The organism is Corallococcus sp. AB049A, from assembly GCF_003668885.1.
In the GTDB taxonomy this organism is placed as follows: Bacteria; Myxococcota; Myxococcia; order Myxococcales; family Myxococcaceae; genus Corallococcus; species Corallococcus interemptor.
Genome location: NZ_RAWL01000040.1, coordinates 1 through 23,481, shown reverse-complemented (window position 1 = coordinate 23,481; position 23,481 = coordinate 1). Strand labels below are relative to the sequence as shown.

Here is a 23,481-nt window from a genome sequence, read left to right as displayed (position 1 = left end):
GGCGGCCCCGGCGTTTCAAGCCGGGGCCCCTCGCCGTCACTCAGGCGGCCTTGTTGAGCCAGGCCTCGTACGCGCGGAAGTCGTAGTCGCGGCCGAGGAACTGGTGCACGAGGCGCGCGGCGTCGTCCGAGCCGCCCGGCTCCAGCACCGCGCGGCGGTAGGCCTGCGCGGGCTCCGGGTTGAGCAGCCCCTTCGTCTGGAACACCGTGAAGAGGTCCTTCGCGATGACCAACGACCACATGTACGTGTAGTAGTTGGACGAGTACCCATCCAGGTGCCCGAAGGTGAGGTGGAAGTACGTCCCCTCCAGGTACGGGAAGGGGATGTACTGGCCCTGCAGCTCACGCACGAGCGCGGTGGCGTCCAGGTTCTTCGGGTCGCGCCGGTACAGCTCCAGGCTGAGCGCCGCGTAGAACATCTGCTGGCGCACGAAGAGCCCCTTGCCGAACTCGTCCGCGGCGAGCATGCGCTCCACCAGCTCCGCGGGCAGCGCCTCTCCCGTCTGGTAGTGCTTCGCGAAGGTCTGCAGGCACGTCACGTCGCGCGCCCACTCCTCCAGCATCTGCGACGGCGCCTCCACGAAGTCCCACTCCGTGCGCACGCCGGACAGGCCCGCCCACTTCGTGTGGCCGCCGAAGATGTGGTGCAGGAGGTGGCCGAACTCGTGGAAGAACGTCTCCACGTCGCCGTGCTGCATCAGCGCGGGCTCCGTGCCGGGCTTGGGGAAGTTGCAGATGAGCGCGCCTTCCGGCAGCCGGCGGCCGGACTTGCCGCTGGTCAACGTGAACTGGGCCGCGTGCTTGTACTTGTCCGCGCGCGGGTGCATGTCCAGGAAGAAGCGGCCCTTGAGCGCGGGGCCCTCGTAGACGTCGTAGACCTCCACGTCCGGGTGCCACACGGGCACGTCCTTCACCGGGCGGTAGGTGACGCCGAAGATTCGCGCGGTGAGGTCCAGCACGCCCTGCTTCACGCGCGTGTATTCGAAGTACGGGCGCACCGTCTGCGAGTCGAAGGCGTACTGCTCCGCCTTCACGCGGTCATCCAGGTAGCCGGAGTCCCACGGGTTCACCTTGTCGGCCTTCGGGTCGTCCTTGCGCTTGCGCTCCAGGAGCACCGCGTAGTCGCGCTTCATGCGCTCTTCGGACGCGTCGGCGATCTTCCGGATGAAGGTGCCCGCGGCGTCCGCGGTGCGCACCATCTTGTCCTCGGTGGCGTAGGCGGCCCAGTGCGGGTAGCCCAGGAGCGTGGCCAGCTCGTGGCGCTTCTGGACCAGCTTCTGGAGCACGTCCACGTTGGCGGGGTAGCCGCGCTGGCGGTTGGCGCGCCACAGCTCCTCGCGGGCCTTGCCGTCGCGCGCGTAGGTGAGGAAGGGCACCAGGTCCGGGTAGTCCGTGGAGATGCGCACCTGGCCGTCCTCGCCGGGGGCGTGCGCGCGCACGTAGTCCTCCGGCAGGCCGTCCAGCGCGGACGGGGGCAGCGACACCTTGCGGGTGTCCTGGCTGATGTTGCGGCTGAACTCCTGGCCAATGCGGACCAGCTCCTCCTGGAGCGCCTTCACCCTGGCGCGGGTGGCGTCGTCGCGGTCCACGCCGGCGCGGCGGAAGTCGCGCAGCACCTTCTCCATCCACTTGCGCGTGGCGGCGTCCGCCCCGGACAGGTCCACGCGCGCCAGGACGTCGTAGACGCCCCGGTCCATGCGGATGTCGTTGGCCAGGTTCTCGATGGCCTGCTCGGACTGCTCGGCGGCCTCGCGCAGGGTGGCCTCCGGGTGCGTGTGGCGCACGACGCTGGCGCGCGAGGCGGCGTCGTCCAGGGCGGCGGAGGACTCGTCGAACAGCTCCAGGACGTCCTGGGAGGGCGTGGAGGCAGGCAGCGTCTTCAGACGCGCGATGCCGTCGCGGGCCTTGGCCAGGGCCTCTTCGCTCGCGCGGCGGAACTCCTCCGGCGGGCAGGTGACATGGCGGGCGGCGTCTGGGACCAGGGGCTCGGACACGGGATGGGCTCCTCTCAAGCCGTGGGTGTGGTGCCCAAGGCTAATGCGCTCCGGGGGCCCTGGCAGCATCCGTGTGAGGCGTCGCGAGCGGGTGCCGTGCAGTGGACGCCCTTCCCTGCCCCGTCCGTCGGGCGGCGGACGGGCGGGCTTCAGCCAGTCGCCCCCCATGGATATGGGGACGGGGCTACCGGAACTCGATCGCCACCTCGCCGAGGATGACCCTCACGCCATCCAGCTCGTTCGCCGACACGTACACCGTCTTGGTGCCCGGGGTGGTGGCGCGCACCTCCACGCGGTTCTGCCCCTGGCCATCCGTGAGGCCCTTCTCCTGCAAGAGGGTGAAGCCGTCGCCGGTCCCCGCTTGCATGTTCACGACGCGTCCGGACAGCGGCATGGCGTCCGCGTTGCGCAGCGTGACCATGACGACCATGGTGTCCTGACCGTTCGCCAGCAACGGATCCGAACTGGGGGAGAACTCCACCGAGCATTTCTCCGGGGCCACCAGGGGGGAAGGGACCTTCGGGTCCTCTCCGCACCCCACCGGGACGCCCAGGGCCAGCAGCCCCACCACCAGGCACCGAGCCAGCAGCACGCGACGCGAAGACATGAGCATTCCTTCCCGGACGGCCCGCGCCCGAAGTGGGTGTGCGGCGGGCGGAGTCTGTCACGAGCCGGGATGCGCTAGAAATGGCGGAAGGCCGCCCCGGCGTGCATGCCGGAGGCGGCCTTCCTGGGACCGATCAAGAGCCGGAGGCGTCAGTAGAACTCGAGCGGACTGCTCGCGTTCTGCGGGTTGCGCGTCGTGCGAATCACGAAGTCAGACCCATTCTGGTCCGTGTCCAGACCGTTGCCCCGCAGCGCATCGGCAGCATCCATGGATGCAGGGGTGGAGGTGGATACAGCCTTGCGCTCCAGGCTGCCCGCAGCGTCAGCGACAAAGGCTGCGGGGGCGGTGCCCTCTGGTGAAGTTGCGGTGGTTCCCCAGGCGAGCTTGTCCACGGTGGCCGTGTCGTTCACAGCCGTCGTCAGCGCGCCGGGCCCGATCCGGATGTGGCCCGCAGTATGCGCGGTCGCACTCGTATAGGTCGCATTCGGGGCGACCGTGCCTACATAGCCGGTATTGGCGATGAGGTAGTAGCCATGGGCCGCGATGCTCACCGTGCCCAACGTGACAAGGGTCGAATAGGCATTGCCCGTATCGGACTTGTATTGGATTTTCCAGCCCGTCAGCGTCACCGGCGCGTTCGTCGGGTTGTAGAGCTCGATGAATTCGTCGCTGTGATTGGGGTTGGTCGGGTTGCTGCCGGGGCCCTTCGAGGCGAACTCACTGATGACCACGTGGTTCGTCAGCGGCGGCTTCACCACCGTCACGGAACCGTAGGTGCCCGCGGGCGGCTGCACCTTGCCGGACTGGTCGCAGTACACCCACTCCTCGCCCTTGAACCGGTAGCGGAAGCCGTAGCTGTACGTGCCGGCCGTGGGGATCTGGAGGACCGCCTTCATCTCGTCGTTGTTCGAGCCCGGCGTGGTGTAGCCCGGGTTGAAGTCCGCCGCCGTCCACGTCCAGCCCGCCGGGTTGGTGGCGTCCGTGCCGTAGCCCAGCTGCGCCTCGATGAGCGGGTAGAAGTCGTTGCCCGTCGTGTTCCGCTGCGTGACGTCGCGGCTGTAGAACTGGCTGTAGATGTCGTAGCTGGCGCCGGTGTTGATGATCGCCGGGTAGGTGTTGTCCGGGGACGGGAACGTCTTCGGATACTGGATGGCGCACCAGTTGATCGGCTTCTCCACGTTCAGGCCGCAGTCGTCGTTGAGCTGCCCCGGCGTGCCATGGTCCGGGTTCTCACCTCCCAGGCTGCCGGAGGACTCACACCAGTACCAGGCATGGCTGCTGCCCTTCGTCCCGATGATGCTGGACGCGAGGCTCATGGCCCGGCCCGTCCCCTGCGGGAACGCATTGGTGTACGTGAGGCTGTCCACCGTCACCGTGCCCTGCTTGAGCGTGATGGAGCCGGTGCTGTCCATGAACTTGTCGATGCCGTAGTCGGTGTTCGCCGCCACGCCACCGTTGCGCGTGAAGTTCGCGTCCTGCGCCAGCACCGTCCGGCCGCCAGGGGGCACCAGCAGCGTGGGGTTGTGGTTCACCGTGAAGGTCGTCTCCGTCCCCACGCTGTTCACCAGGGTCACCGACAGGCCCTGCGCGTCCAGCAGGTGCGACGTGGTGTTGGTCAGCTCCAGGTACTCGGTGGTGCCCGCGGAGGGCGAGTGCATCACCTCCGAGATGACCAGCTCGCCCGCGCCCGGGTGCGGCGCGGTGGTGCACGCGCCCGCGTAGCAGACCGCGTCCGCGCCGGTGCAGGTCTCCAGCGTCGTGTCGCCGTCCACGCAGGCCGGCGCGCCGTTCCGCACCACGCACACCGACGCGTAGACCTCGCGCGAGTAGCCGTCCTCCGCGCACTGGGGCGCGGGCGGCGTGCACACGTAGCCGCTGCAGGGGTCGGTGGTCGCGGCGCTCGCGGTGGCCAGCACGCTGGCGTTGCCCGCCGCGTCGAACGTCTTCAGCGCGAAGAAGTACGTCGTGCCCGCCGTCAGGCCGCTGACGGTGAAGGACTCCGCCGTGCCCGCCGTCTGGGGCGCGCCCACGCCCGTCACGAGCGTGGCCGAGCCGAAGGTGGCGTCGTCGAGGGCGGACGTGGCGTAGCGCAGCTCGTACTGCGCGGCCGTGCCCAGGGCGCCATCATCGCCCGGCGCCTGCCAGTCCAGCCGGATGCTGGCACCGTCCACCGCCGTCGCGCTGAAGCCCGCCGCGGCGGCCGGCGCCTGCGTGTCGGAGATGGCGAGGTCCCCGGACGTGACTGCCTGGAAGCCGTCCGCGCTCGCCTGGAGCTGGTACGTGCCTTCATCATTCACGCTGAGGCCGCTGAAGGTGGCCACGCCGTCCACCGTGGAGCGCGTGGGGATGCCCTGCGCGAAGGAGCCGCCCGCCAGCGCCAGCTGCACGTCCACCGAGGCGCCGGTGACGGTGTTGCCAAAGGCGTCCTGCACCGCGACCTCGATGTCCGCCAGGTCCTGCCGCACCGGGCCCGTGGTGGGCGCGGAGACGAAGGCCAGGTGGTTCGCGGCCGCCGCGCCAACAGTGAAGGTGTGCGTGGCCGTGAGCGCGGGGTCCGCCACGTCCTCCGCGGTGACCCCCTGCGCCCCGGCGGTGCGCAGCGTCACGCTGAAGGTGTGCCGGCCCTCGTCCACCAGGGTGAACGTGTACGCGCCGGGCAACACCGCCTGCGTGTCCGTGGAGGTGAACGTCACCGTGGACGCGTAATCCTTCGCCACGTTGCCCCAGGCGTCACGCGCCACCAGCTCGTAGCCCAGCGACTGACCCGCGGCGACGGGGCTCGTGCTCGCGATGACCTCGAAGGACGCGGCCGCGCTGGCGCGCACCTCCACGTCCACCGTCGCCGTGAGCGCCGGGGTCGCTGCGTCCGTGGCGGTGAGCGTCCGCGCGCCCGCCGTCTTGAACACGAGGCCGGAGACGGTCTTCTGGCCCGCGTCCGCCGGGACGAAGGTCGCGTCCGCCGGCAACACCGCCTGCGCGTCCGAGGACGTGAAGTGCACCGTGCCCGCGTAGTCCTGGCGGCGGTTGCCAAAGGCATCCGTCACCGTCACCGTCACGTCATTCTCGTCGCCCGCGTCGACCGGATCCGTGAAGGCCGCCAGCACGAGCTTCGCCGCGGCGCCGGCGCCCACCGTGAAGGGCTGGCTCTCCCGCGTCAGGGCCCCCACCGTGGCTGTGAACGTGAACGTCCCGGCCGTCGTGACACGCAGGCCGGAGAAGGTGGCCACGCCATTCACCGCCGCCACCGGGACCGCCGTGAAGTCCGGCTGGCCGGTCAGGGTCAGCGTCACCACCGACGTGGCCGTGGAGACCACGTCGCCGCGCGCGTCCAGCAGCGACACCTTCACGTCCGGAAGCGCCGAGTCCGCGTTGCCGTTGGACGGCTGCGGCGTGAACGCCAGCGACGCGGTCGCCGCGGCGGACACCATCACCCGCATTTCAAAGGAGAAGGCCCCCGCGCTGTCCGCGATGGTCAGGAACTGCTCGCCGGGCGTGCGGAAGGTGATGCCCTGGAACTTGAACCTGCCCGCGTCCGCGGCGGTGAACGTGTGCGAGGGCAGCGTCGCGGCCGCGTCCGTGGACGTCAGCGTCACCGTGCCCGTGTAGTCCGTCACCGTGTTGGAGTGCGCGTCCTCGAGCGTGACCTCCAGGGACTCCGCCACCCCCACCGTGACCGTATCCAGGAAGCGGTCGTACCCCAGGCCCTTCACCGGGCCCGGCACCACCTTGAAGAAGGTGCTGGCCACGGGCTCGAAGCCCGGCGCGTTCGCGATGAAGTGGTAGCCCCCGCCCGCCTTGTTCAGCACCACGTCCGGGAAGGTCGCGACGCCGTTCACCGCCGTCACCGTCAGCAGGCCTTCCGGGAACACGATGCCGCCGGAGCCCAGCGACAGCGTGACCTCCGCCGTGCTGTCCGTCACCACCGCCCCGGCGCCGTCACGCACCTCCACCACCAGGAGCTTGAGCGGCTCGCCCGCCACGGCGTCCGGCAGCGCGGAGCGGAACGCCAGCGTCTTCACGGTGCTGACGTTCACGAACTCCACGGTGGCCGTCTGGCTGAGCGCCACCATCTTGCCGGTGTCGTCCTTCACGGACGCCTTCACCGTCCTCACGCCCGGCTCCGTGGCCAGCACGTGGGCACGCGCCTCACCGTTGATGTCGGTGACGAGCGCGCTCTCCTGGACGGAGGCGCCCTCCACCGTCACGGACACGGCGCGCCCGGACAGCCGCGAGTTGTCGCCCTTGCGCAGCGCCGTCACCGTGACGACCGCCGTGTCGACGCCGTTCGCCACCACGCCCGTGGGCCGGTCCACCGCCACCGTGGAGGCCGCGGCGTCCACCACGCTCTCCACCTCCGGCGGAGGTTGCGGCGGGGTTCCTGAATCCTTGCAGCCGAGTGACAGCCCTAGGCACAGCACGCCCAACCCCAGACAGCGGGCGAGCACAGCGATCCGTGGGGACATGAATGTCTCCGTCCAGCGAGCAGACCCCGCGCGGCGACAAGCGCTTCACGCGGGGTTGCAGTGCTTTCTAGCAGACATCCCCCGGTGCCCGCGAAGTGGCACCGGAACTTTGCACGTCAACTGGATCAGCCGTTGATGGCTTGAAGCACCGCGGCACCGCCCAGGAGGGACTGCCCCCCGTCGCAGACCATGATGGAGCCGGTGATGTACGACGCGGCGTCCGAGGCCAGGAACAGGGCCAGCCGGGCGATGTCGTCCGGGGTTCCGAATCGCTGGAGTGGCAGGGCTTCCGCGAGTTTCGTGCGGGCCTCTTCCGACGGGGCCAGGCGGCTCATGCCCTCCGTGCCCGCGATGGGGCCCGGGGTGATGGCGTTGACGCGCACGCCCGCGGCGCCCCACTCAATGGCAAGCACGCGGGTGAGCATGTCCACGCCGGCCTTGGCGGCGCACACGTGGGCCTGCATGGCCATGGGCAGGTAGGCCTGGGGCGCGGAGATGTTGATGACGGCGGCGCCCGGCTTGCGCAGCAGCTCGAAGGCGGCGCGGGACACGTTGAAGGTGCCCAGCACGTCGATGTCCATCACCGCCTTGAAGCCGTTGGAGGACATGCCCAGCACGGGCGCGGGGAAGTTGCCGGCGGCGCCGCACACCAGGATGTCGATTTCGCCGTACGCGTCCTTCACCTGCAGGAGGGCCTTCTCTACGGACGCGTAGTCGCGCACGTCGGCGGCCACGCCCATGGCGGTGCCGTGGGCCGTAAGGCCCTTCACCGCGCCCTCCAGCTTCTCCACGTTGCGGCCGTTGATGGCCACCTTCGCGCCCGCCTTCACGAACGCGGTGGCGATCCCGAGGTTGATGCCGCTGCTGCCGCCGGAGACGAACGCCGTCTTGCCCTTGAGCAGCCCGTCCTTGAACACGCTGTCCGCCATGGAGTCGCTTCCTTTCGAAATCAGCCGAACTCCACGACCTTCTGCCCGAAGAGGCGGTCCACGGCGAGGAGCAAATCGTCGTTCACCTGCACCTTGAGGGTGGTGCCGGAGATGTGCGCCTCCGCTTCCCCGGGGAACAGCACGCTCACCGCCACCGGCGTCGCGCCCGCGTACTTCTTCGCCAGCTCGTTGAGCTTCGCCAGCCGCTCCTCGGTGACGATCTCCGCGGGCAGCCGCAGCTCCAGGCGCTTGGTGCGCTTCTCACGCACGGCCTTGAGGCTCTGGATGTCCTCGACGATGAGCTCCGCGGTGGGCGTGTTCTCGTCGCGCTGGGAAATCTGCACGGTGCCGGTGACGAGGATGGGGTCATCCGACTTGAGCAGGTGCTCCCAGTGCTCGTAGCCCGGCTTGGGGCCCTGCTTGGACCACTTGCCGTCCTTGCCCATCACGTTGCGCGTGCCGTCCTTGCCCGGGAAGCACACCAGCTCCGTGGAGCCGGACAAATCCTCGATGGTGACCCACGCCATGCGCTTGCCCGTCTTGGTGGGGCGCTCGCGCAGCACGGTGATGATGCCCGCCACGGTGAGCTTCTCGTCGCGGCGCGCGCGCTGCACGGCGGTGATGGGGCGCGCGTAGCGCTTGAGCTCCTTCTCGTACTGGTACAGCGGGTGGCCGGACACGTAGAAGCCGATGGACTCCTTCTCGAAGGCCAGGCGCTCCTTCTCCGGCCACTCCTCCACCTGGGCGTAGTCGTCCTTGAGGCCCGCGCCGGAGGACTCCGGGCCCGCGAGCATGCCGAACAGCGAGCTCTGGCCCGCCGCGCGGTCCTTCTGGCTGGAGGAGCCGCGGTTCATCGCGCGCTCGATGGTTTCAAAGAGCTGCGCGCGGGGGCGCTTCTCGAAGTCGAAGGCGCCGGCCTTCACCAGCGCTTCCATCACCTTGCGGTTGACGCGGCGGCCGTCCACGCGCTCGCAGAAGTCGAAGAGGCTCTTGAAGGGGCCGTCCTTGCGCGCCTCCAGGATGGACTCGATGGCGCCCTCGCCCACGCCCTTGATGGCGCCCAGGCCGAAGCGGATCTTCCCGTCCACCGCGCCGAAGGCCATGTCGGACTGGTTCACGTCCGGGGGCAGCACCTGCGTGCCCGACTCGCGGGCCTCGCCAATGTGCTTCACCACCTTGTCGGTGTTGTCCTTCTCGCTGGTGAGAAGGGCGGCCATGAATTCGCACGGGTAGTGGGCCTTGAGCCACGCCGTGTGGATGGTGACCAGGCCGTACGCCGCGGAGTGGCTCTTGTTGAAGCCGTACTCGGCGAACTTCTCCATCAGGTCGAAGATTTCGCCCGCGACCTTCAGGTCCACGTTGTTGGCCTTGCAGCCCTCCAGGAAGCCGGCGCGCTCGGCCTGCATGACCTCCGCCTTCTTCTTGCCCATGGCGCGGCGAAGAAGGTCGGCGCGGCCCAGGGTGTAGCCTCCCAGCACCTGGGAGATCTGCATCACCTGTTCCTGGTAGACGATGACGCCGTAGGTGTCCTTGAGCACCGGCTCCAGCTTCGGGTGCGGGTAGGCCACCTTCTCCCGGCCGTGCTTGCGGTTGATGAAGACGTCCACCATGCCGGAGTCCAGCGGACCCGGGCGGTAGAGCGCGCCCGCGGCGATGACGTCTTCGAAGCACGTGGGCTTGAGCTTCATCACCATTTCGGTGAAGCCGCTGGACTCCATCTGGAAGACGCCGGCGGTGTCGCCCTCCGCCATCAGCTGCCACATCTTCTCGTCGTGCAGCGGGATTTCGTGCCGCTTGATGTCCTTGCCGTGGTTGCGGTTCACCAGGTCCAGCGCGTGCTGGATGACGGTGAGCGTCTTCAGGCCCAGGAAGTCGAACTTCACCAGGCCCGCGGCCTCCACCTCGTCCTTGGCGAACTGGGTGATGAGGATCTTCTCACCCGGCGGCTGGTAGACGGGCACGAACTCCCAGAGCGGCTTGTCCGCGATGACCACGCCCGCGGCGTGCATGCCGGGCTGGCGGTGCAGGCCCTCCAGCGCGAGCGCAATCTCCAGCACGTCCTTGGTGGTGACGGGGTTGCCCTCCACCTCGCCGATGTTCTGGGGTTTTTCGATCATCTCCTTGAGGCGAGGCTCCATCTCGATGGCCTCCTTCAAGGTGATGTTGAGGACCTCCGGCACCAGCTTGGCGATGCGGTCGCCTTCGCTGAAGGGCAGGCCGAAGACGCGGCACACGTCGCGCAGCACGCTCTTGGCCTTGAGCGAGCCGAACGTGATGATCTGCCCCACGTTCATCTCGCCGTACTTGCGGCCCACGTACTTGATGACCTCGTCGCGCCGGTCCTGGCAGAAGTCGATATCGAAGTCCGGCATCGACACGCGCTCCGGGTTGAGGAAGCGCTCGAAGAGGAGGTTGTACGGGATGGGGTCCAGGTCGGTGATGCGCAGCGCGTAGGCGACCAGCGAACCCGCGCCGGAGCCGCGGCCCGGGCCCACCGGGATGTTGTGGTCCTTGGCCCAGTTGATGAAGTCCTGGACGATAAGGAAGTAGCCGGAGAAGCCCATGCGCTGGATGACGCCCAGCTCCAGCGTGAGGCGCGCCTGGTACTGCTCGCGGTCGATGGGGTACTGGCCCTCCAGCTCCTTGAAGCGCTGGCGCAGTCCCTCGTAGGCCAGCTCCGACATGAAGGTGTCCGGCGTGTGGCCGTCCGGCACCTTGAACGTGGGGAGCATGGGCTTGCCCAGCTTCAGCTCCACGTTGCACATCTCCGCGATGCGCATGGAGTTGTGCACGGCCTCCGGCGAGTCGGCGAAGAAGCCCAGCATCTCCTCCGGGCTCGTGACGTAGAGCTTGTCCGTGGAGTGGCGCAGGCGCTTGTTGTCCGCCAGCGTCTTGCCGCTGGCGATGCACATGAGCAGCTCGTGCGCCTTGGCGTCCTCGCGCTTGATGTAGTGCGCGTCCGCGGTGGCGACGAGCGGGATGTCCAGGTCGCGCGACAGCTGCTTCAGGTTCTCGTTGGCCTTGTCCTGCTCGGCCATGCCGTTGGACTGGACCTCCAGGTAGAAGCTGTCGGGCTCGAAGATGCCCTTGTATTCGGCGGCCACGCGGCGGGCGTGGTCCATGTCGCCGCGGAAGCAGGCGCTGGTGACTTCACCGCCCAGGCACGCGGTGAGGCCGACGAGGCCCTTGCTGTGCTCCGCGAGCACCTGCTTGTCGATGCGCGGGTGGTAGTAGAACCCGTTCATGTACGCGGTGGAGGACAGGTAGCGCAGGTTCGCGTAGCCCTCCGCGTTCTTGGCCAGGAGGATGAGGTGGTGGGCCACCTTCTCGGAGCGGTCCTCGCGCCCCTTGGGGCCCGCGACGTAGGCCTCCAGGCCGAGGATGGGCTTGATGCCGGCGTCCTTCGCCTTCTTGTAGAAGTCGATGGTGCCGAACATGTTGCCGTGGTCCGTCACGGCCACGCTCGACATGCCCTTCTCCTTCACCGTCTTGATGAGGTCCTTCATCCGGATGGCCCCATCCAGCAGCGAATAGAGGGTGTGGAGGTGAAGGTGGGTAAAGGACATGGGCGTTCCGGCTCCCGGTGAAGAAAGAGGCGCCTGAACACTAGAGCCCGCAACCCCTGCTCGCCAGTCCAGTGACGGGGCTGTGGGAAAGAAGCAGGACGCTCGCGTGCGGGGCCCGGAAAACCGGCCTGGGAAACACCCGGAGCGGAATTCCGGCCCCCCGTCCGTCCGGGCGTGGGCACTCCCTTCCGGCATGGGGTGACCGCCGTGGGATTCGTGACCACGCTGCCCCAGGATGCCCGCCTTCGCCCGCACACCGCCGACGCTCGCTCGCGCCCTCCTGCTGGGCTGCCGGGCGGGCCTGCTCGTCTTCCTGGTGCTCTACACGCTCTGTGCCCTGCTGAACATGCAACTGGGTTACCAGGGGAATGAGAGCGGCATCGTCACGGAGTACGTGTGGAACACGTGGCGGGGCGTGGTGCTGTGGCAGGTGGCGCGGCTGATTGGCGCGTACTGCGTGGTGGGGCTGGTGCTGGGGGCGCTCCTGGGAGCCGGGCTGTGGGCGGCGGGGCGGAGCCGGCGCGCGGTGTTCTGGCTGAGCGGCCTGGGGTGCCTGATGGTGGAGGCGTTCCTCGTCGCGGGGGACATGGCGCGGCATCCGCACCTGTACGCGGCGACGCTGTATGCGCGCTCGGAGGTGACGGCGGCGGTGCTGCGGGGGTTGAGCGGCACGCAGCCGTCGGGCTGGGTGTTCGCGGCGCTGGTGCTGCCGGTGTTGAGCGTGCTGGCGGTGGTGGCGCGGTGGCTTGCGGAGTCCCCGCGCTGGCGCGGCGTGCTGGGGGGCATGACGGCCGCGGCGGCGGTGGCGGGCTTCACGGGGCTGGGGCTGGCGTGGAACCCGTCAGAGCCGGAGCCGGCGGGGCGCGCGAAACCGAACCTGCTCATCCTGGCGTCGGACGGGCTGAGGCCGGACCACCTGTCGGGCAATGGCTATTCGCGGTCCACGTCGCCGAACATCGACCGGCTGATGGAGGAGGGAACGCGCTTCAAGGAAACGGTGGTGCAGGTGCCGCGCACGGCGCCGTCGTGGACGACGCTGCTCACGTCGCAGTACGCGGGCGAACACCCGGTGGTGCACACGCTGGTGGGGCGCGAGGCGCGCGAGGCGAAGCTCACCACGCTGGCCACGGCGCTGGAGGCGCAGGGCTACCGCACGGCGGTGGTGGCGGACTACGCGGGGGACCACTTCTCGCGCTTCCCGTATGGCTTCCACGTGGTGTCCGCGCCGGACTTCCGCTTCCCGGACCTGGTGCGGCAGCGGATGCTCATCACCCACGTGGCGTTGCTGCCCTGGACGGCGCTGGCGCCGGGGCTGTTCAAGGAGCGGGGCGAGTTCCCGGAGCTGACGGACCCTGCCCCGCTGCGCACGCGGGTGCGGCACGTGCTGGACGGGATGCCGGAGGACGCGCCGTTCGCGCTGGTGGTGTTCGCGTCCTCCACGCACTTTCCGTACGCCGCGCCGTGGCCGCAGGAGGGACAGTACGTGGAGCATGGCTACCGGGGACCGTGGCGCTTCGGGGCGACGCCCCGGATGGAGGTGGATCCGAACGCGCCCGCGACCACGCCGGAGGACGTCGCGGCGCTGGGGGCGAACTACGACGCGGCGGTGCGCACGTTCGATGGGCTGGTGGGCAACGTGCGCGCGGACCTGGAGCGGCGGGGCCGATGGGACGACACGCTGGTGGTGCTGTTGTCGGACCATGGTGAGCACCTGGAGGACGAGGGACTGGGCCAGGGGCACGGCGACCATCTGTGGGGCAGCGCGGGTTTGCGCATCCCGTTCGTGGTGCGGCTGCCCGGGCAGGTGGCGTCAGGGCGCGAGGTGACGCAGCGGGCGCGGTCGCTGGACGTGGCGCCGACGGTGCTGGATTTGCTGGGCGTGCCCGCGCCGGAGTCGTTCCGGGGACGCTCGTTGGCGTCGCTCGTGCGGCCGGGGCCAGAGCCCAAGGCGTTACCGGACGTGCCCGCGTTGATTGAGACGGATGTGTGGTTCAGCGACCGGGATGGTCAGCCGTACCAGACGGTGCGCATGCCGTATCCGTGGCTCTATGAGATTGCGATGGTGGAGGGAGACACGGGGGAGATCGCGCTGAAGCCGGAGTGGGAGGGACCGGTGCGACGGTCGCGTCACCGCGGGGTGTATCTGGGGCGCTGGAAGCTGTTGGAGCTGCCCACGCCGGATGGGGTGCGGGTGCAGCTGTTCGATACGGTGTCGGATCCTTCGGAGCTTCGGGACGTGTCGGGAGACCATCCGAACGTCGTGGCCTCATTGAGGGCGAAGCTTGCTGCGGAGCTGCCGGATGGGACGGGTGAAGCTCGCGGCGCCGTGGGTCCCTGAGTAGGGTGTCATGCCATGGCCATCATCCTGGAAGGACTTACAAGCTGCCCCATCTGCGGCAGCACCGACTTGTCGAAGCCGTACACCGCGACTTCCGGCGCGTTCTTCGATGAAGGGGATGAGCTCTGGCCCTACTGCGACGCGCCGCTGCACCTCGAATGTCTGGCGCACTGGCCGCACAGGGAGCGGTTCTCGCGCGGCTATTTTGATCTCTGGAGAGCTGAAGCCAAACAAGGCAACGGCGTCCTCCTGGCGGAGGCGCATCTATGGCTCCTGCGCTGCGGCCCCGCGAAGCCCGAAGCCACGCCCTACTACGTGGTAGTCCACCTCGCCGACTGGCCCGTGGAGCTCTATTCGCGTTGGGAACAGTGGATGGGCTACTCCGCGCACACGTACCGAGAGGGATTGGCGGGTGCAGCGCTGAAGGCAGCGGACGCGGCCATGGCGGAGGTTCGACGACTGGCCCCCGACCTGGACGCCCTGCGCGAGTTGCGGCGGCGGGTGCTGCTCACTTCGCACTGAAGGTCGCGGCACCCGCCATGAACCGCTTCCTCAACAGGGGAAGCAGATCACCAGCTGGGAGTACGGCGTCCGGATGCCCGTGAGGTACGTCCGTCCGCTGCACGTCTGGGTTGCGTTGCCCACCATCTCCGAATAGGTGGCATCCGCGTAGTAGTCCCACTCGCAACTCTGCGCCGGAGCCGCCTCGGCCTTCGGGGCATATGCGGACGTTCCAAGGCCCACCAACGCGGGAACCGCCAGCGCGACGCCAAAGAGCAACTTCCTCATCGATTGCCTCCAAGGAGAAGGACTGCGACCTCGAACGCTAGGTTGCCTTGGATTGCGGGTGCAAGGCGGCTCCGAGCTTTTTGGACAGACAGAGCAAGCGCCGACGCCGCAGAACTGTCACCACTCCCACGAACACCAGCCCCGCGAAGGTCGCAGCCGAGCCTTGACTCGTGGCCTACAAACTCTTCAGCGCCACTGCGTAATTCCATACACCTGCGAGCACCGACAGACTCTCCAGGGCCTGCCCCACCGTGAAGCATCCCACCAGCGCGGCGCCCCAGGCCCACGAGGGCAATGCCGTTCCCGTCCCCAAGCGCAACCGTTCCTTCAGGGGCTTCGGCGACAGGAATCCGCCCAGGAGCGCGGCGAGCATCACCAGGAGGCTGGACGTCATGATGACCGCCACGTGCAGCCAGGACATCGGCCAGAGCTGCTCCGTCACGGCCCGAATGGCCTCGCTGTCCTGAGGGTCCACTCCCGCGCGGGCCATCTCCACCGCCATCGCGATGTTGGCCACGATGAGCGTCATCACGAAGATCGCCGGCAGCAGCAGGATGAACGCGACCAGCACCGGCCACACGCGCGGGCGTGGCGATTCGGGTGCCGGAGGACTGGCGCCGGAAGATGGCTCGAAAGGGGAACCCATGGCCTGCCATGGCAGCCCGGGCAGGCCTCGGTTCGCGCCCTACGGTTGCTTCCGCACGCCGAGGGTGATGGACATCATTCCCCCCGAAGCCTGGAGCGTGACACGGCCCGCGGAGAGGTCCGCCTCCTTGAACTGATACAGGAGGACGCCGGTGATGGTGTCATTGACGCTGACATCACTGTCCCAGACGCGGAAGGCCCAGGGCTCCGTGAGCAGACGACCCGCCGTGGCGGTGCAGCCGCCCGAAGTCCAAGCGGGCGTGTAGCTCTCCACTTCCGGGGTGACGGAGGACGCAGTCGCCCCCGGACACTGCATCTCCACGAAGACATCCGGCGCGGAGCCATCCGCATCCCAGGCCGTGCCGTTGTTGCTGGCCGTGATTTGAGCGGACGTGGGCTGGACGAACCAGACACCCGCCGGATCCGCACCGCACGTCTGATCCGTCTTGCAGACCTGGGCCGCGTTGCAAGCCATGCACGCGGCCCCGGCCTTGCCACACGCGGAGGCGGTGTTCCCCGTCTGGCAGGTGTTGTTGAAACAGCAGCCCGTGCAGTTCGCCGCGGAGCACGTCACCGGGGGCTTATTGTCCTCCCCCGGGTCGTCACCGCCACCGCAACCCGCCAGCAACATCCCCGCGACCACTGCCAACATCCGATGAATCTTCATGCCTGTGCGATGCCCCCAAGGGTCGGTGTTCGGGGCGCACGATGTCCAGACGGACGTTGACTGTCTTTACCTCTTCCGGGGGATGGCGCTTCCAGGGCGTCCGGAAGAAGCTCTCCTGCCGCGCGATACGCCTGCAAGTGGGTGTTCTCCGGACGGAAGTCCTCCTCCACGCGAAACCATGAAGTACGTTTCCTGCTTCGCGGGTGATGCGTGCTGGAGGAGAGCCGATTGCGGAAAGCACCGCGGACCTGGGGCCTGGGGCCTGGGTGTGTTGCTTGTCAGCGGCTGTGCCACGCCTTCTGCCAACCCGGGCCTATGTATGGCGCACGCAACGCTCAGGGCGACGTTGACCACGATGACGCTCCCGACGACGAGCGTCATCAGCATGAGCACGAACGCGAGCACCACCGTCCACGCGCGAGGCCGCGGCGTCAGTACCGGTACAGCTCCGCCGCCACCTGGGCGTCGCAGGACGTGACGGCCGACCCGCAGACGGTGGGGCTCGAGTACATGATCGAGTTGCAATCCCAGTGGTGCGCGATGCCGAGCGTGTGGCCAATCTCATGCACGCTGACGCTCTTCGCGTGGTACGCGCCCGCGTGATAGGTGTTGTTCATGTTCACGACGCTGCCGGTCATGCAGCCGCCCGACGCGTAGTTCCAGGTATAGGCAAGCCAGCCGTTGTTGCCGTACCAGTTCTCATAGACCATGACGTCGGAGGAACCGCTGCCGCGCCAGTGCAGGTACAGGCCGTTCGAGATGCTCGTGTACATCCACGCGTTCATCGCGTCGCCGACCGGCCACCGCGTGGTCGTGAAGTCCGTGTACGTGACGTTCGTGGGGTAGCGGCACCACCTGTAGCCAAAGAGCGGAACCCCGCACCAGCTCTGGGCGCGCGGCCCGCTCGGCGCGTCTTCCACCGAGGGCACCGCGCGCGCCTCGGGGCGCACGTACTCGACGGCCCGGGCGCGGGCGCCGACCCGGGCGAGCAGTGCGTCAACGGGGCCGCCCAGGTGCTCCTTGAGCGCGGTGGCGTGACGCGACGAGCTCGGGCCCTGCACGAAGCCTCCCTTCACGAGGACGCGCCCCACCGGCCCTCCCGTCACGGCGTAGACGCCCGTCAGGGATTGCGCGGCCAGCGGCTTGACGCCCTCCTGCGGCGCGAGGAAGAGGACCGCCTGCTCCCCCACCGCCGGCAGCGGGCTGTCCTCCGGCGCGAGCGTGCAGCCGTCCGCGAGCAGGCCGCCGGGATACATCACGTCCACGGTGGCCCCCTGCGCGACGACACCGCCCGACGCGCTCCGGAGGTCCCTCGACGTGCGCGCGATATTGGAAACCCGCACCGTCGCGATGGTGACGGGCAGGTCCGTGTAGAGGCCGCTCAGCTCACCCGGGGTCGCCCCTTCCGTCTTCGACCGCGCATAGGTGCGCAGGACGTCGTAGCGCGTGGACTCCACCGTCCCGTCGATGATCAGCGCCGAGTGGTCCGTCAGGTCCTCCACCGTCTTCTCCTGGAGGGCCCAGTCCATCTGGAGCGTGTGCTCTGTTCCTTCCGCGTGCGCCGGAGCGGGCACCGCCGTCTCCGGCACCCACGCCTTCACGTGCGCGTCCTGCGGAGCGGGGGCGCTGGCCTCATCCCCCGCGACGTCGTTCGTGCACCCCACCATGCCCAGCAACGCCAACGGCATGGCCCAGGTACGGGCGGTGACTGCGGACTTGGCGGTGCTCCATCGGGTCCACTGCTTCATGGGCTTCCTCCCTTGAGTGACGCGCACCGCCGGACACACGACTCCCACGACGCCCCGCGCCTCGACGCATCGCGACATCCCGTGTTTCCCGCGGTTACTGTTCTTCCCCAGGGACGAGAAGTTGAGAATTTCGTCTCACCCGGCCGCGGGATTCCGGAGTGGGGGTCAGTCCGCCAGCAGCTGGCGCAGGCTGATGTCCAGCTCGCTGCGCACGAGGCGCAGCAGGCTGTCCAGCTCATCCGTGGTGAGCCCCAGCCGCGCCGTCAGCTCCTCGCGGGTGAGGGCCAGCAGCCGCTCGCGGGCGCGGGCAATCCAGCGCGCCACCGTGGAGCGCGGCGCCTGCGTGGTGGCCGCCATCGCGTCCATGGACAGGCCATGCACGTGGTGCAGCCGCAGCAGGTTGCGCTCCCGCGTGTCCAGCCGGCCCAGCGCCGCGCGGAAGGCCCCGCGGAAGTCCTCCTGGTGCCGTTCGCGGATGAAGGCCAGCTCGGGGTCCGCGCCCAACCGCTCCGCCAGCCCCGGCAGCCGCTCGCCCACCGGCTGCTCGCGGGGCGCGGCGCGCTGCTGATCAATGTGGAGCCGCAGCGCCACCGCCCGCACCCACTGCGCCAGCGGGGCACGCCCGGAATAGGAGGCCAGCTTCGGCGGGGCCCCGCCCACCGGGACGAGCAGCCGCTGACGCAGCAACTGCCGCAGCTCATCCACCTGTGACGGCGCCTCGCCGGGCAGCCACGTCCCCACCTGCGACAGGACGTGCGCGTCGAACGTCTGGAGGGCCCGCGCGTTCCCTCGCGTGCAGGTGAACGCCAGGGCGAGGTCCTCCGCGCACAGGCTCGCGAGCACGGCACCGGCGTCACCCGTGGCGGGCAGCCGCTCCGCCGCGTGCGCGAGGAAGGCCTCCACCTCCAGGCCCACTTCCGGCCAGGCCTCGCGCGCGGCCCGCACCAGTTCCTGGAGCACCTGCTCCAGCCCGGGGTGCGAGCGCAGCGCCGGGACGAGCGCGCGGGGAGCCCGCGAGAGGAAGAACTCGGTCTGTTCGGACGGCATGGCCCACCTCCAGCGACAGGCCCGCCCACGCGGGCGGGGACACGCGCGCCCGGCTCACGAAGGGCCGTGAGCGGACAGCCAGGCCCGCACCTCGCGCACGCGGGGCGCATTGATGGGCGAGCTGCGCGAATAGGCTTCCAGCGCCTCGCGCGCCAGGGCGAGCGCCCGGGGCTGCTCGGCGCGCGTCGGCCAGAGGACACGGGCGAGCGCGAAGCGCGCGCGGGCATGGTCCGGCGGGGAGACCTCCACTCGCGTGGACAGCGCCACCGCCCGCTCCAACAGCTCACGGGCCTCGCGTGGCTGGCCGGCGTCCCACAGCGCCTCGCCCAGCAGCCCCAGCGTCGGCACCACGCGGGGGTGCTCCGCACCGAGTGCCGCCTCGCGCACCGCCAGCGCCCGCCGCAGGTAGGCAATGGCCGGGCGCACCCGGCCCATGCGCAGCGCCACGTTGCCCAGGTTGTACAGGGCGCTCGCCACCTTCGGGTGCTCCGGGCCCAGCGCGGCCTCCCACAGCTCACGCGCCGCCTCGAAGTGCTCGCGCGCTTCACGCAGGCGGCCCGCGTCGAGCGCCACCGACCCCAGGTTGTTGCGTGACAGGGCCACGTCCGGATGCCGCGGGCCCAGCTGCGCCAGTTGGAGCGCGAGCGCCTCGCGGTAGACGGCCTCCGCCTCCGGCAGCTGCCCCAGGTCCGAGCGCGCGTTGCCCAGGCTCAGCAGCACGGCCGCCAGCCGCAGCCGTTCCCCGTCCCCGCCGCCGCCCAGGCTGGCCCGGGCGCGCTCGTAGTGCGTCAGCGCCTCCTCCAGCCGGCCCTGCCGCGCGAGCGCGTCGCCCAGGTTCGTGCGCATGACGCACGTGGTGGGGTGATCCGCTCCGTAGTGTCGCTCTCCCAGCACGAGCGCCTCGCGGTAGCGCTCGACCGCCTCCGCCACCCGGCCCTGGAGCCGCAGCGCGGTGGCCAGGTTGTTGAGGTACACCGCGCGCAGCGGGTGGTCCTGCCCGTACACGGCATCCACCAACGTCAGGGCGCGGGCGTAGTGCCGCTCCGCCTCGGCGTAGCGGCCCAGGCTGTTGAGGGCCCGGCCCATGCCGGTGAGGGACTCCGCGAGCGCCTCGTCCTGCGCGCCCTCCGCGTGCTCCAGCAGCGCCAGGGCCTGCTCGGCGTCGGCGAGGGCCCGCGCGAACTCGCCCTGCCGGTAACTGAGGGCGCTGCGGTAGCGGTGCAGCTCCGACGCCACCTCCGCGGAGCCCTCGGGTCCCAGCCGGGCCAGGGCGGCCTCCGCCATGCGCGCGGTGCGCTGGGCCTCCTTCACCAGGCCCAGCCCCTCGCCCTCCGTGTAGAGGAGGCGGTTCCAGGCGTGCGCGGCGGTCTCGTCGTCGTGTCCGGCCTCCGCGACCCGCACGGCCTCCTCCAGCACCTCGCGCGCCGCCGTGAAGCCGCCGTCGGTGCCTCGCAGCTCGCCCAGCAGGAGCAGGGCCCGCGCGAGCGTGGGGCGGTGTCCCAACTCTCGCAGCGCCCCCACCACCTCTTCCAGCCGGGGCAGGGCCCGAGCGTGGAAGCCGGCCGCGCCCTGCGCGCGCAGCCCGTCCAGCTCACGGACGAGCGACGCGAGCTTCGCGCGGGTCTCCGGCGCTTCGGGCAGCGGATCCACGCGGGCCAGCACCGCCCGGTCCGCGCACGCGGCCAGCGAGGGAAGCCGCCGCGCCGCCTCCGGGGCGCGCAGCAGCGCCTCGCGCTCCCCGCCCTCGAGCAGGTCCACCAGGACGTGGAGGGCCTGGCGCCGGCCATCCAGACATGCGGCGCGCAGGTCCATCAGCCGCTCGGATTGGGTCTGCCGCACGCGCGTGTCCTCGCAGGACCGCTGCTCCTGGGCCACCAGCGCCTGGGCATAGGCATCCAGCGCGCGCACGGTGGACGCGAGGGTGGCCTCGGGCACACCGGGCGTTCCCGGGCGGAAGCGCTGCTCCAGCCGCGCCCGCCGCGCCGCGTCCCAGGTGCCCGCGAGCCGGGACTCGAAGCCGGTGCAGACCCGCTGCTCGCCGCCGCCGCGCATGACGACAAGGCCCGTGGCCGCGCTGATCACCACGCCCAGGGCCAGCGCCGAGGAGGCCAGGCGCCAGCGTGACGCGCGCGGAGCGGGCTCCAGCCGTGCGAGCAGCGCGTCCAGCGAAGGGTGACGAAGGGCGGGATTGCTGGCGAGGCCGCGCAGCACCGCCTGCCTCACCTCGACGGGCACCCGCGAGTCCCGGGGCGGTGGCAGCACCCGGCCCTCGAAGACCGCTCGCGCGCGCTCCAGTGCCGTGTCCCCCGCGAAGGGCCGCTGGCCGAAGAGGGCCTCGTACAGCGCGACGCAGAAGCTGAACTGGTCGCTGCGCGCATCCGCGTGCTGGCCCCGCCACTGCTCCGGGGACATGTACGCGGGCGTGCCCAGCGTAGCGCCGGTGGGCGTCGCACCCGCGAGAAGTGGCGGCTCGCGGACGGGGACCGAGGCGGCGGGGGCATCCAGCGCGCCAGGCTGGACGGGCCCGGCGCGAGCGAGGCCGAAGTCGGCGACGCGCACCTGGTCATCCTCGCCCAGCAGCACGTTGTCCGGTTTGAAGTCTCGATGCACGAGGCCCACCGCGTGCGCGGCGGCCAGACCCCGCCCCGCCTGGACGAAGCGCGTCAGCACCTCGCGCCAGGTCCGTGGTGCCTCCGCCAACCAGCGGCGCAGCGTCCCACCGCGCAGCAGCTCCATGGCGAGGAAGACCGTGTCGCCGTCCAGGCCCACGTCATGCACCGTCACGACGTTCGGATGGGACAGCCGCGCCTGGGCCTGGGCCTCCCGCATCAGCCGCCCGCGAGCCTCCGCGTCCGCCACCACGCCGGGCTTGAGCAGCTTGAGCGCCACCTGGCGGTCCAGGTCCGGGTCATGCGCGGCGAACACGGCGCCCATGCCGCCCTCTCCCACGCGCCGCAGCAGCACATAGCGGCCCACGCGAGCACCGGGCCGGGGCATCTCCTCCGGCTCCGGCGGTGCTTCGCGCGGCGGGTCGCGCAGGGACAGGGAGCGCCCACCGTCCAGGCCGGCCAGCACCGCGCAGCACGCCGCGCACCCGTCCAGGTGCGACTCCAGCCGGGCCTGCGCCTCCGCCGACAGCCGCGCCCGCGCCCCGTCCAGCAGCTCGTTCTCGTCAGGGCACTGAGACATGAAGGAACCGTGAAGCTCTGGAAGCGCGGAAGGCATCTAAACGCAAAGCCCCTTGGAAAAGAAGGATCGGCGTCCTTGCGACGCATCACGCTGGACCGTTGCTGCCGGATTGTCGCTGCGGCGTATGCAAACTGCGATGGCGTCAAGAGTATGGACGGCGCTGGCGCCGGGGCTGTTCAAGGAGCGGGGCGAGTTCCCGGAGCTGACGGACCTTGCCCGCTGCGCACGCGGGTGCGGCACGTACTGGACGGGATGCCAGAGGACGCGCCGTTCGCGCTGGTGGTGTTCGCGTCGTCCACGCACTTGGGGGACGAGGGCTTGGGCCTGGGGCACGGCGACCACCTGTGGGGCAGCGCGGGCCTGCGCATCCCGTTCGTGGTGCGGATGCCCGGGCAGGTGGCGTCAGGGCGCGAGGTGACGCAGCGGGCGCGCTCGCTGGTCGAAGTCCACCTCGCGGAATGGCCCATCCGGCTCTATTCGCGCTGGGAACGGTGGACGGACTACGCCGAGCATTCGTATCGAGAGGGATTGACCGGTGAAGCGCTGAAGGCAGCGGACACGGCCATGGCGGCGGCTCGACAGGTGGCCCCCGACCTGGACGTCCTGCGCGCGCTGAGGGAGCGGATGCTGCTCACTTCGCACTGAAGGTGAGCTCGGGCTCTTGCGACCGAGGCTCCATCCTCCGCAGAACCGCCACCACTCCCACGAACACCAGCGAGCACGCTGCCAGCAGCGTCACGTGCACGGAGGTCGGCAGCTCCGTGGTGGATGGAGCGTAGCGGGACAGCAGGAACGACGTCAGGTTGTTGAGGACGTGGACGAAGATGGGCAGGCGCACGCTTCCCGTGCGCTCCGCGAGCCAGCCCAGGAACAGGCCCAGGAACACGGCCATGGGGCTGTAAGCGTAGTCCAGGTGCATGATGCCGAAGAGGGTCGCGGCTCCCGCGATGCCGGCCGTGCGCCCCCAGCCCTCTCTGCCAAGGTGAGTGAGACAGTCCGTACCCAGCAGTTTAGTGTGCAGGGCGACCCAGGCAGGGACGATGAATCCGGTGGTGGAAGAGGCTCGGGTCAGGGAGACCGAGGTGGTGGAGAAGGCCAGGCGACGAGGTTTCACCGCGGAGTACAAGCTGCGGGTGCTGGCGGAGGCAGAGCGCTGCACGAAGCCCGGTGAAGTCGGGGCGCTACTGCGCCGCGAAGGGCTGTACTCCTCGCTGCTGAGCGCGTGGCGGCGCCAGCGCGATGCAGGGGAGCTGTCGGCCGGCAGCCTGAAGAAGCGCGGCCCGCCGGCGAAGGTGCCCGACGCAAGCGCCCGGCGCGTCGCCGAGTTGGAGAAGCAATTGGCCCAGACCCAGGTGCGCCTCAAGCGCGCCGAGGCCCTGCTGGACCTCCAAAAAAAAGTTTCGGAAATCCTGGGAGTGGAACTGCCCAAGCCCGACGAGGAGCCCTGATGGCGGTGGCCCTGCAGGCCGTCGACGAGTTGGGCGTGGCGCCGGTGTGCCA

General features: G+C 69.9%; 16 protein-coding genes. 4 read left to right on the top strand and 12 right to left on the bottom strand.

Features of this window, described 5'->3' with window-relative positions; translation table 11 throughout:
* Nucleotides 1-40: 40 nt before the first annotated feature.
* The 5 genes from D7X55_RS06945 to dnaE all read right to left on the bottom strand — a co-directional run bounded on the left by D7X55_RS06945 (nt 41) and on the right by dnaE (nt 11,558).
* On the bottom strand, nt 41-1,993 hold the full coding sequence (locus D7X55_RS06945; protein ID WP_121722595.1) for a M3 family metallopeptidase: 1,953 nt from the start codon (nt 1,991-1,993) through the stop codon (nt 41-43).
* Between the two features lie 184 nt (nt 1,994-2,177).
* Nucleotides 2,178-2,600, bottom strand: coding sequence for an Ig-like domain-containing protein (locus D7X55_RS06940; protein ID WP_121722594.1), 423 nt, complete (start codon nt 2,598-2,600; stop codon nt 2,178-2,180).
* 149 nt (nt 2,601-2,749) lie between these two features.
* Entirely contained in the window at nt 2,750-7,063 is a 4,314-nt protein-coding gene (locus D7X55_RS06935) for a lamin tail domain-containing protein (RefSeq protein WP_147470041.1), read from the bottom strand.
* 125 nt (nt 7,064-7,188) lie between these two features.
* Nucleotides 7,189-7,992, bottom strand: a complete 804-nt coding sequence (locus tag D7X55_RS06930) for an SDR family oxidoreductase (RefSeq protein WP_120549437.1) — start codon at nt 7,990-7,992, stop codon at nt 7,189-7,191.
* A 20-nt stretch (nt 7,993-8,012) separates the two neighbouring features.
* Complete coding sequence (gene dnaE, locus D7X55_RS06925) at nt 8,013-11,558, bottom strand: DNA polymerase III subunit alpha (protein ID WP_120549438.1); 3,546 nt, start codon at nt 11,556-11,558, stop codon at nt 8,013-8,015.
* A gap of 235 nt (nt 11,559-11,793) precedes the next feature.
* Here dnaE and D7X55_RS06920 point away from each other — a divergent pair, with 235 nt between their 5' ends.
* Together D7X55_RS06920 and D7X55_RS06915 are read left to right on the top strand one after the other, a co-directional pair.
* The gene (locus D7X55_RS06920) at nt 11,794-13,896 is read left to right on the top strand and encodes a sulfatase (RefSeq protein WP_121722592.1); all 2,103 of its coding nucleotides are present in this window, start codon (nt 11,794-11,796) and stop codon (nt 13,894-13,896) included.
* Between the two features lie 15 nt (nt 13,897-13,911).
* Complete coding sequence (locus D7X55_RS06915) at nt 13,912-14,418, top strand: hypothetical protein (RefSeq protein WP_121722591.1); 507 nt, start codon at nt 13,912-13,914, stop codon at nt 14,416-14,418.
* A gap of 30 nt (nt 14,419-14,448) precedes the next feature.
* Here the strand turns inward: D7X55_RS06915 and D7X55_RS06910 are convergent, their stop codons facing one another.
* The 6 genes from D7X55_RS06910 to D7X55_RS06885 all read right to left on the bottom strand — a co-directional run bounded on the left by D7X55_RS06910 (nt 14,449) and on the right by D7X55_RS06885 (nt 21,981).
* Nucleotides 14,449-14,685 carry a DUF6289 family protein gene (locus tag D7X55_RS06910; RefSeq protein ID WP_120549441.1) on the bottom strand — a complete coding sequence of 79 codons (237 nt, stop codon included), beginning with the start codon at nt 14,683-14,685 and terminating at the stop codon, nt 14,449-14,451.
* A gap of 175 nt (nt 14,686-14,860) precedes the next feature.
* On the bottom strand, nt 14,861-15,256 hold the full coding sequence (locus tag D7X55_RS06905; protein WP_147442790.1) for a hypothetical protein: 396 nt from the start codon (nt 15,254-15,256) through the stop codon (nt 14,861-14,863).
* Nucleotides 15,257-15,370: 114 nt separating this feature from the next.
* Nucleotides 15,371-15,982, bottom strand: a complete 612-nt coding sequence (locus D7X55_RS06900) for a hypothetical protein (protein WP_120549443.1) — start codon at nt 15,980-15,982, stop codon at nt 15,371-15,373.
* 446 nt (nt 15,983-16,428) lie between these two features.
* On the bottom strand, nt 16,429-17,745 hold the full coding sequence (locus D7X55_RS06895) for a reprolysin-like metallopeptidase (RefSeq protein WP_121722590.1): 1,317 nt from the start codon (nt 17,743-17,745) through the stop codon (nt 16,429-16,431).
* A 165-nt stretch (nt 17,746-17,910) separates the two neighbouring features.
* Nucleotides 17,911-18,792 (bottom strand): sigma factor-like helix-turn-helix DNA-binding protein, encoded by an 882-nt coding sequence (locus D7X55_RS06890; protein ID WP_120549445.1) that lies wholly within the window; start codon nt 18,790-18,792, stop codon nt 17,911-17,913.
* 54 nt (nt 18,793-18,846) lie between these two features.
* Nucleotides 18,847-21,981, bottom strand: a complete 3,135-nt coding sequence (locus D7X55_RS06885) for a serine/threonine-protein kinase (protein ID WP_147470040.1) — start codon at nt 21,979-21,981, stop codon at nt 18,847-18,849.
* Nucleotides 21,982-22,233: 252 nt separating this feature from the next.
* Between D7X55_RS06885 and D7X55_RS44110 the strand changes: the two genes are divergently transcribed.
* Nucleotides 22,234-22,626: a hypothetical protein gene (locus tag D7X55_RS44110; RefSeq protein ID WP_199746882.1), complete on the top strand. Its 393-nt coding sequence runs from the start codon at nt 22,234-22,236 to the stop codon at nt 22,624-22,626.
* Here the strand turns inward: D7X55_RS44110 and D7X55_RS42830 are convergent.
* Complete coding sequence (locus D7X55_RS42830; RefSeq protein ID WP_158626328.1) at nt 22,613-23,095, bottom strand: CPBP family intramembrane glutamic endopeptidase; 483 nt, start codon at nt 23,093-23,095, stop codon at nt 22,613-22,615. The two genes, D7X55_RS44110 and D7X55_RS42830, sit on opposite strands and share 14 nt — an antisense overlap.
* Between D7X55_RS42830 and D7X55_RS42825 the strand changes: the two genes are divergently transcribed.
* Entirely contained in the window at nt 23,022-23,429 is a 408-nt protein-coding gene (locus D7X55_RS42825) for a transposase (RefSeq protein ID WP_120553222.1), read from the top strand. The two genes, D7X55_RS42830 and D7X55_RS42825, sit on opposite strands and share 74 nt — an antisense overlap.
* Nucleotides 23,430-23,481 lie beyond the last annotated feature (52 nt).

What these genes read in the sequence shown, in the direction of transcription:
- D7X55_RS06940 (WP_121722594.1), bottom strand. Translation starts at nt 2,600, where the DNA reads ATGTCTTCGCGTCGCGTGCTGCTGGCTCGGTGCCTGGTGGTGGGGCTG.
- D7X55_RS06935 (WP_147470041.1), bottom strand. Translation starts at nt 7,063, where the DNA reads ATGTCCCCACGGATCGCTGTGCTCGCCCGCTGTCTGGGGTTGGGCGTG.
- D7X55_RS06930 (WP_120549437.1), bottom strand. Translation starts at nt 7,992, where the DNA reads ATGGCGGACAGCGTGTTCAAGGACGGGCTGCTCAAGGGCAAGACGGCG.
- dnaE (WP_120549438.1), bottom strand. Translation starts at nt 11,558, where the DNA reads ATGTCCTTTACCCACCTTCACCTCCACACCCTCTATTCGCTGCTGGAT.
- D7X55_RS06920 (WP_121722592.1), top strand. Translation starts at nt 11,794, where the DNA reads ATGCCCGCCTTCGCCCGCACACCGCCGACGCTCGCTCGCGCCCTCCTG.
- D7X55_RS06915 (WP_121722591.1), top strand. Translation starts at nt 13,912, where the DNA reads ATGGCCATCATCCTGGAAGGACTTACAAGCTGCCCCATCTGCGGCAGC.
- D7X55_RS06910 (WP_120549441.1), bottom strand. Translation starts at nt 14,685, where the DNA reads ATGAGGAAGTTGCTCTTTGGCGTCGCGCTGGCGGTTCCCGCGTTGGTG.
- D7X55_RS06900 (WP_120549443.1), bottom strand. Translation starts at nt 15,982, where the DNA reads ATGTTGGCAGTGGTCGCGGGGATGTTGCTGGCGGGTTGCGGTGGCGGT.
- D7X55_RS06895 (WP_121722590.1), bottom strand. Translation starts at nt 17,745, where the DNA reads ATGAAGCAGTGGACCCGATGGAGCACCGCCAAGTCCGCAGTCACCGCC.
- D7X55_RS06890 (WP_120549445.1), bottom strand. Translation starts at nt 18,792, where the DNA reads ATGCCGTCCGAACAGACCGAGTTCTTCCTCTCGCGGGCTCCCCGCGCG.
- D7X55_RS06885 (WP_147470040.1), bottom strand. Translation starts at nt 21,981, where the DNA reads ATGTCTCAGTGCCCTGACGAGAACGAGCTGCTGGACGGGGCGCGGGCG.
- D7X55_RS44110 (WP_199746882.1), top strand. Translation starts at nt 22,234, where the DNA reads ATGCCAGAGGACGCGCCGTTCGCGCTGGTGGTGTTCGCGTCGTCCACG.
- D7X55_RS42825 (WP_120553222.1), top strand. Translation starts at nt 23,022, where the DNA reads ATGAATCCGGTGGTGGAAGAGGCTCGGGTCAGGGAGACCGAGGTGGTG.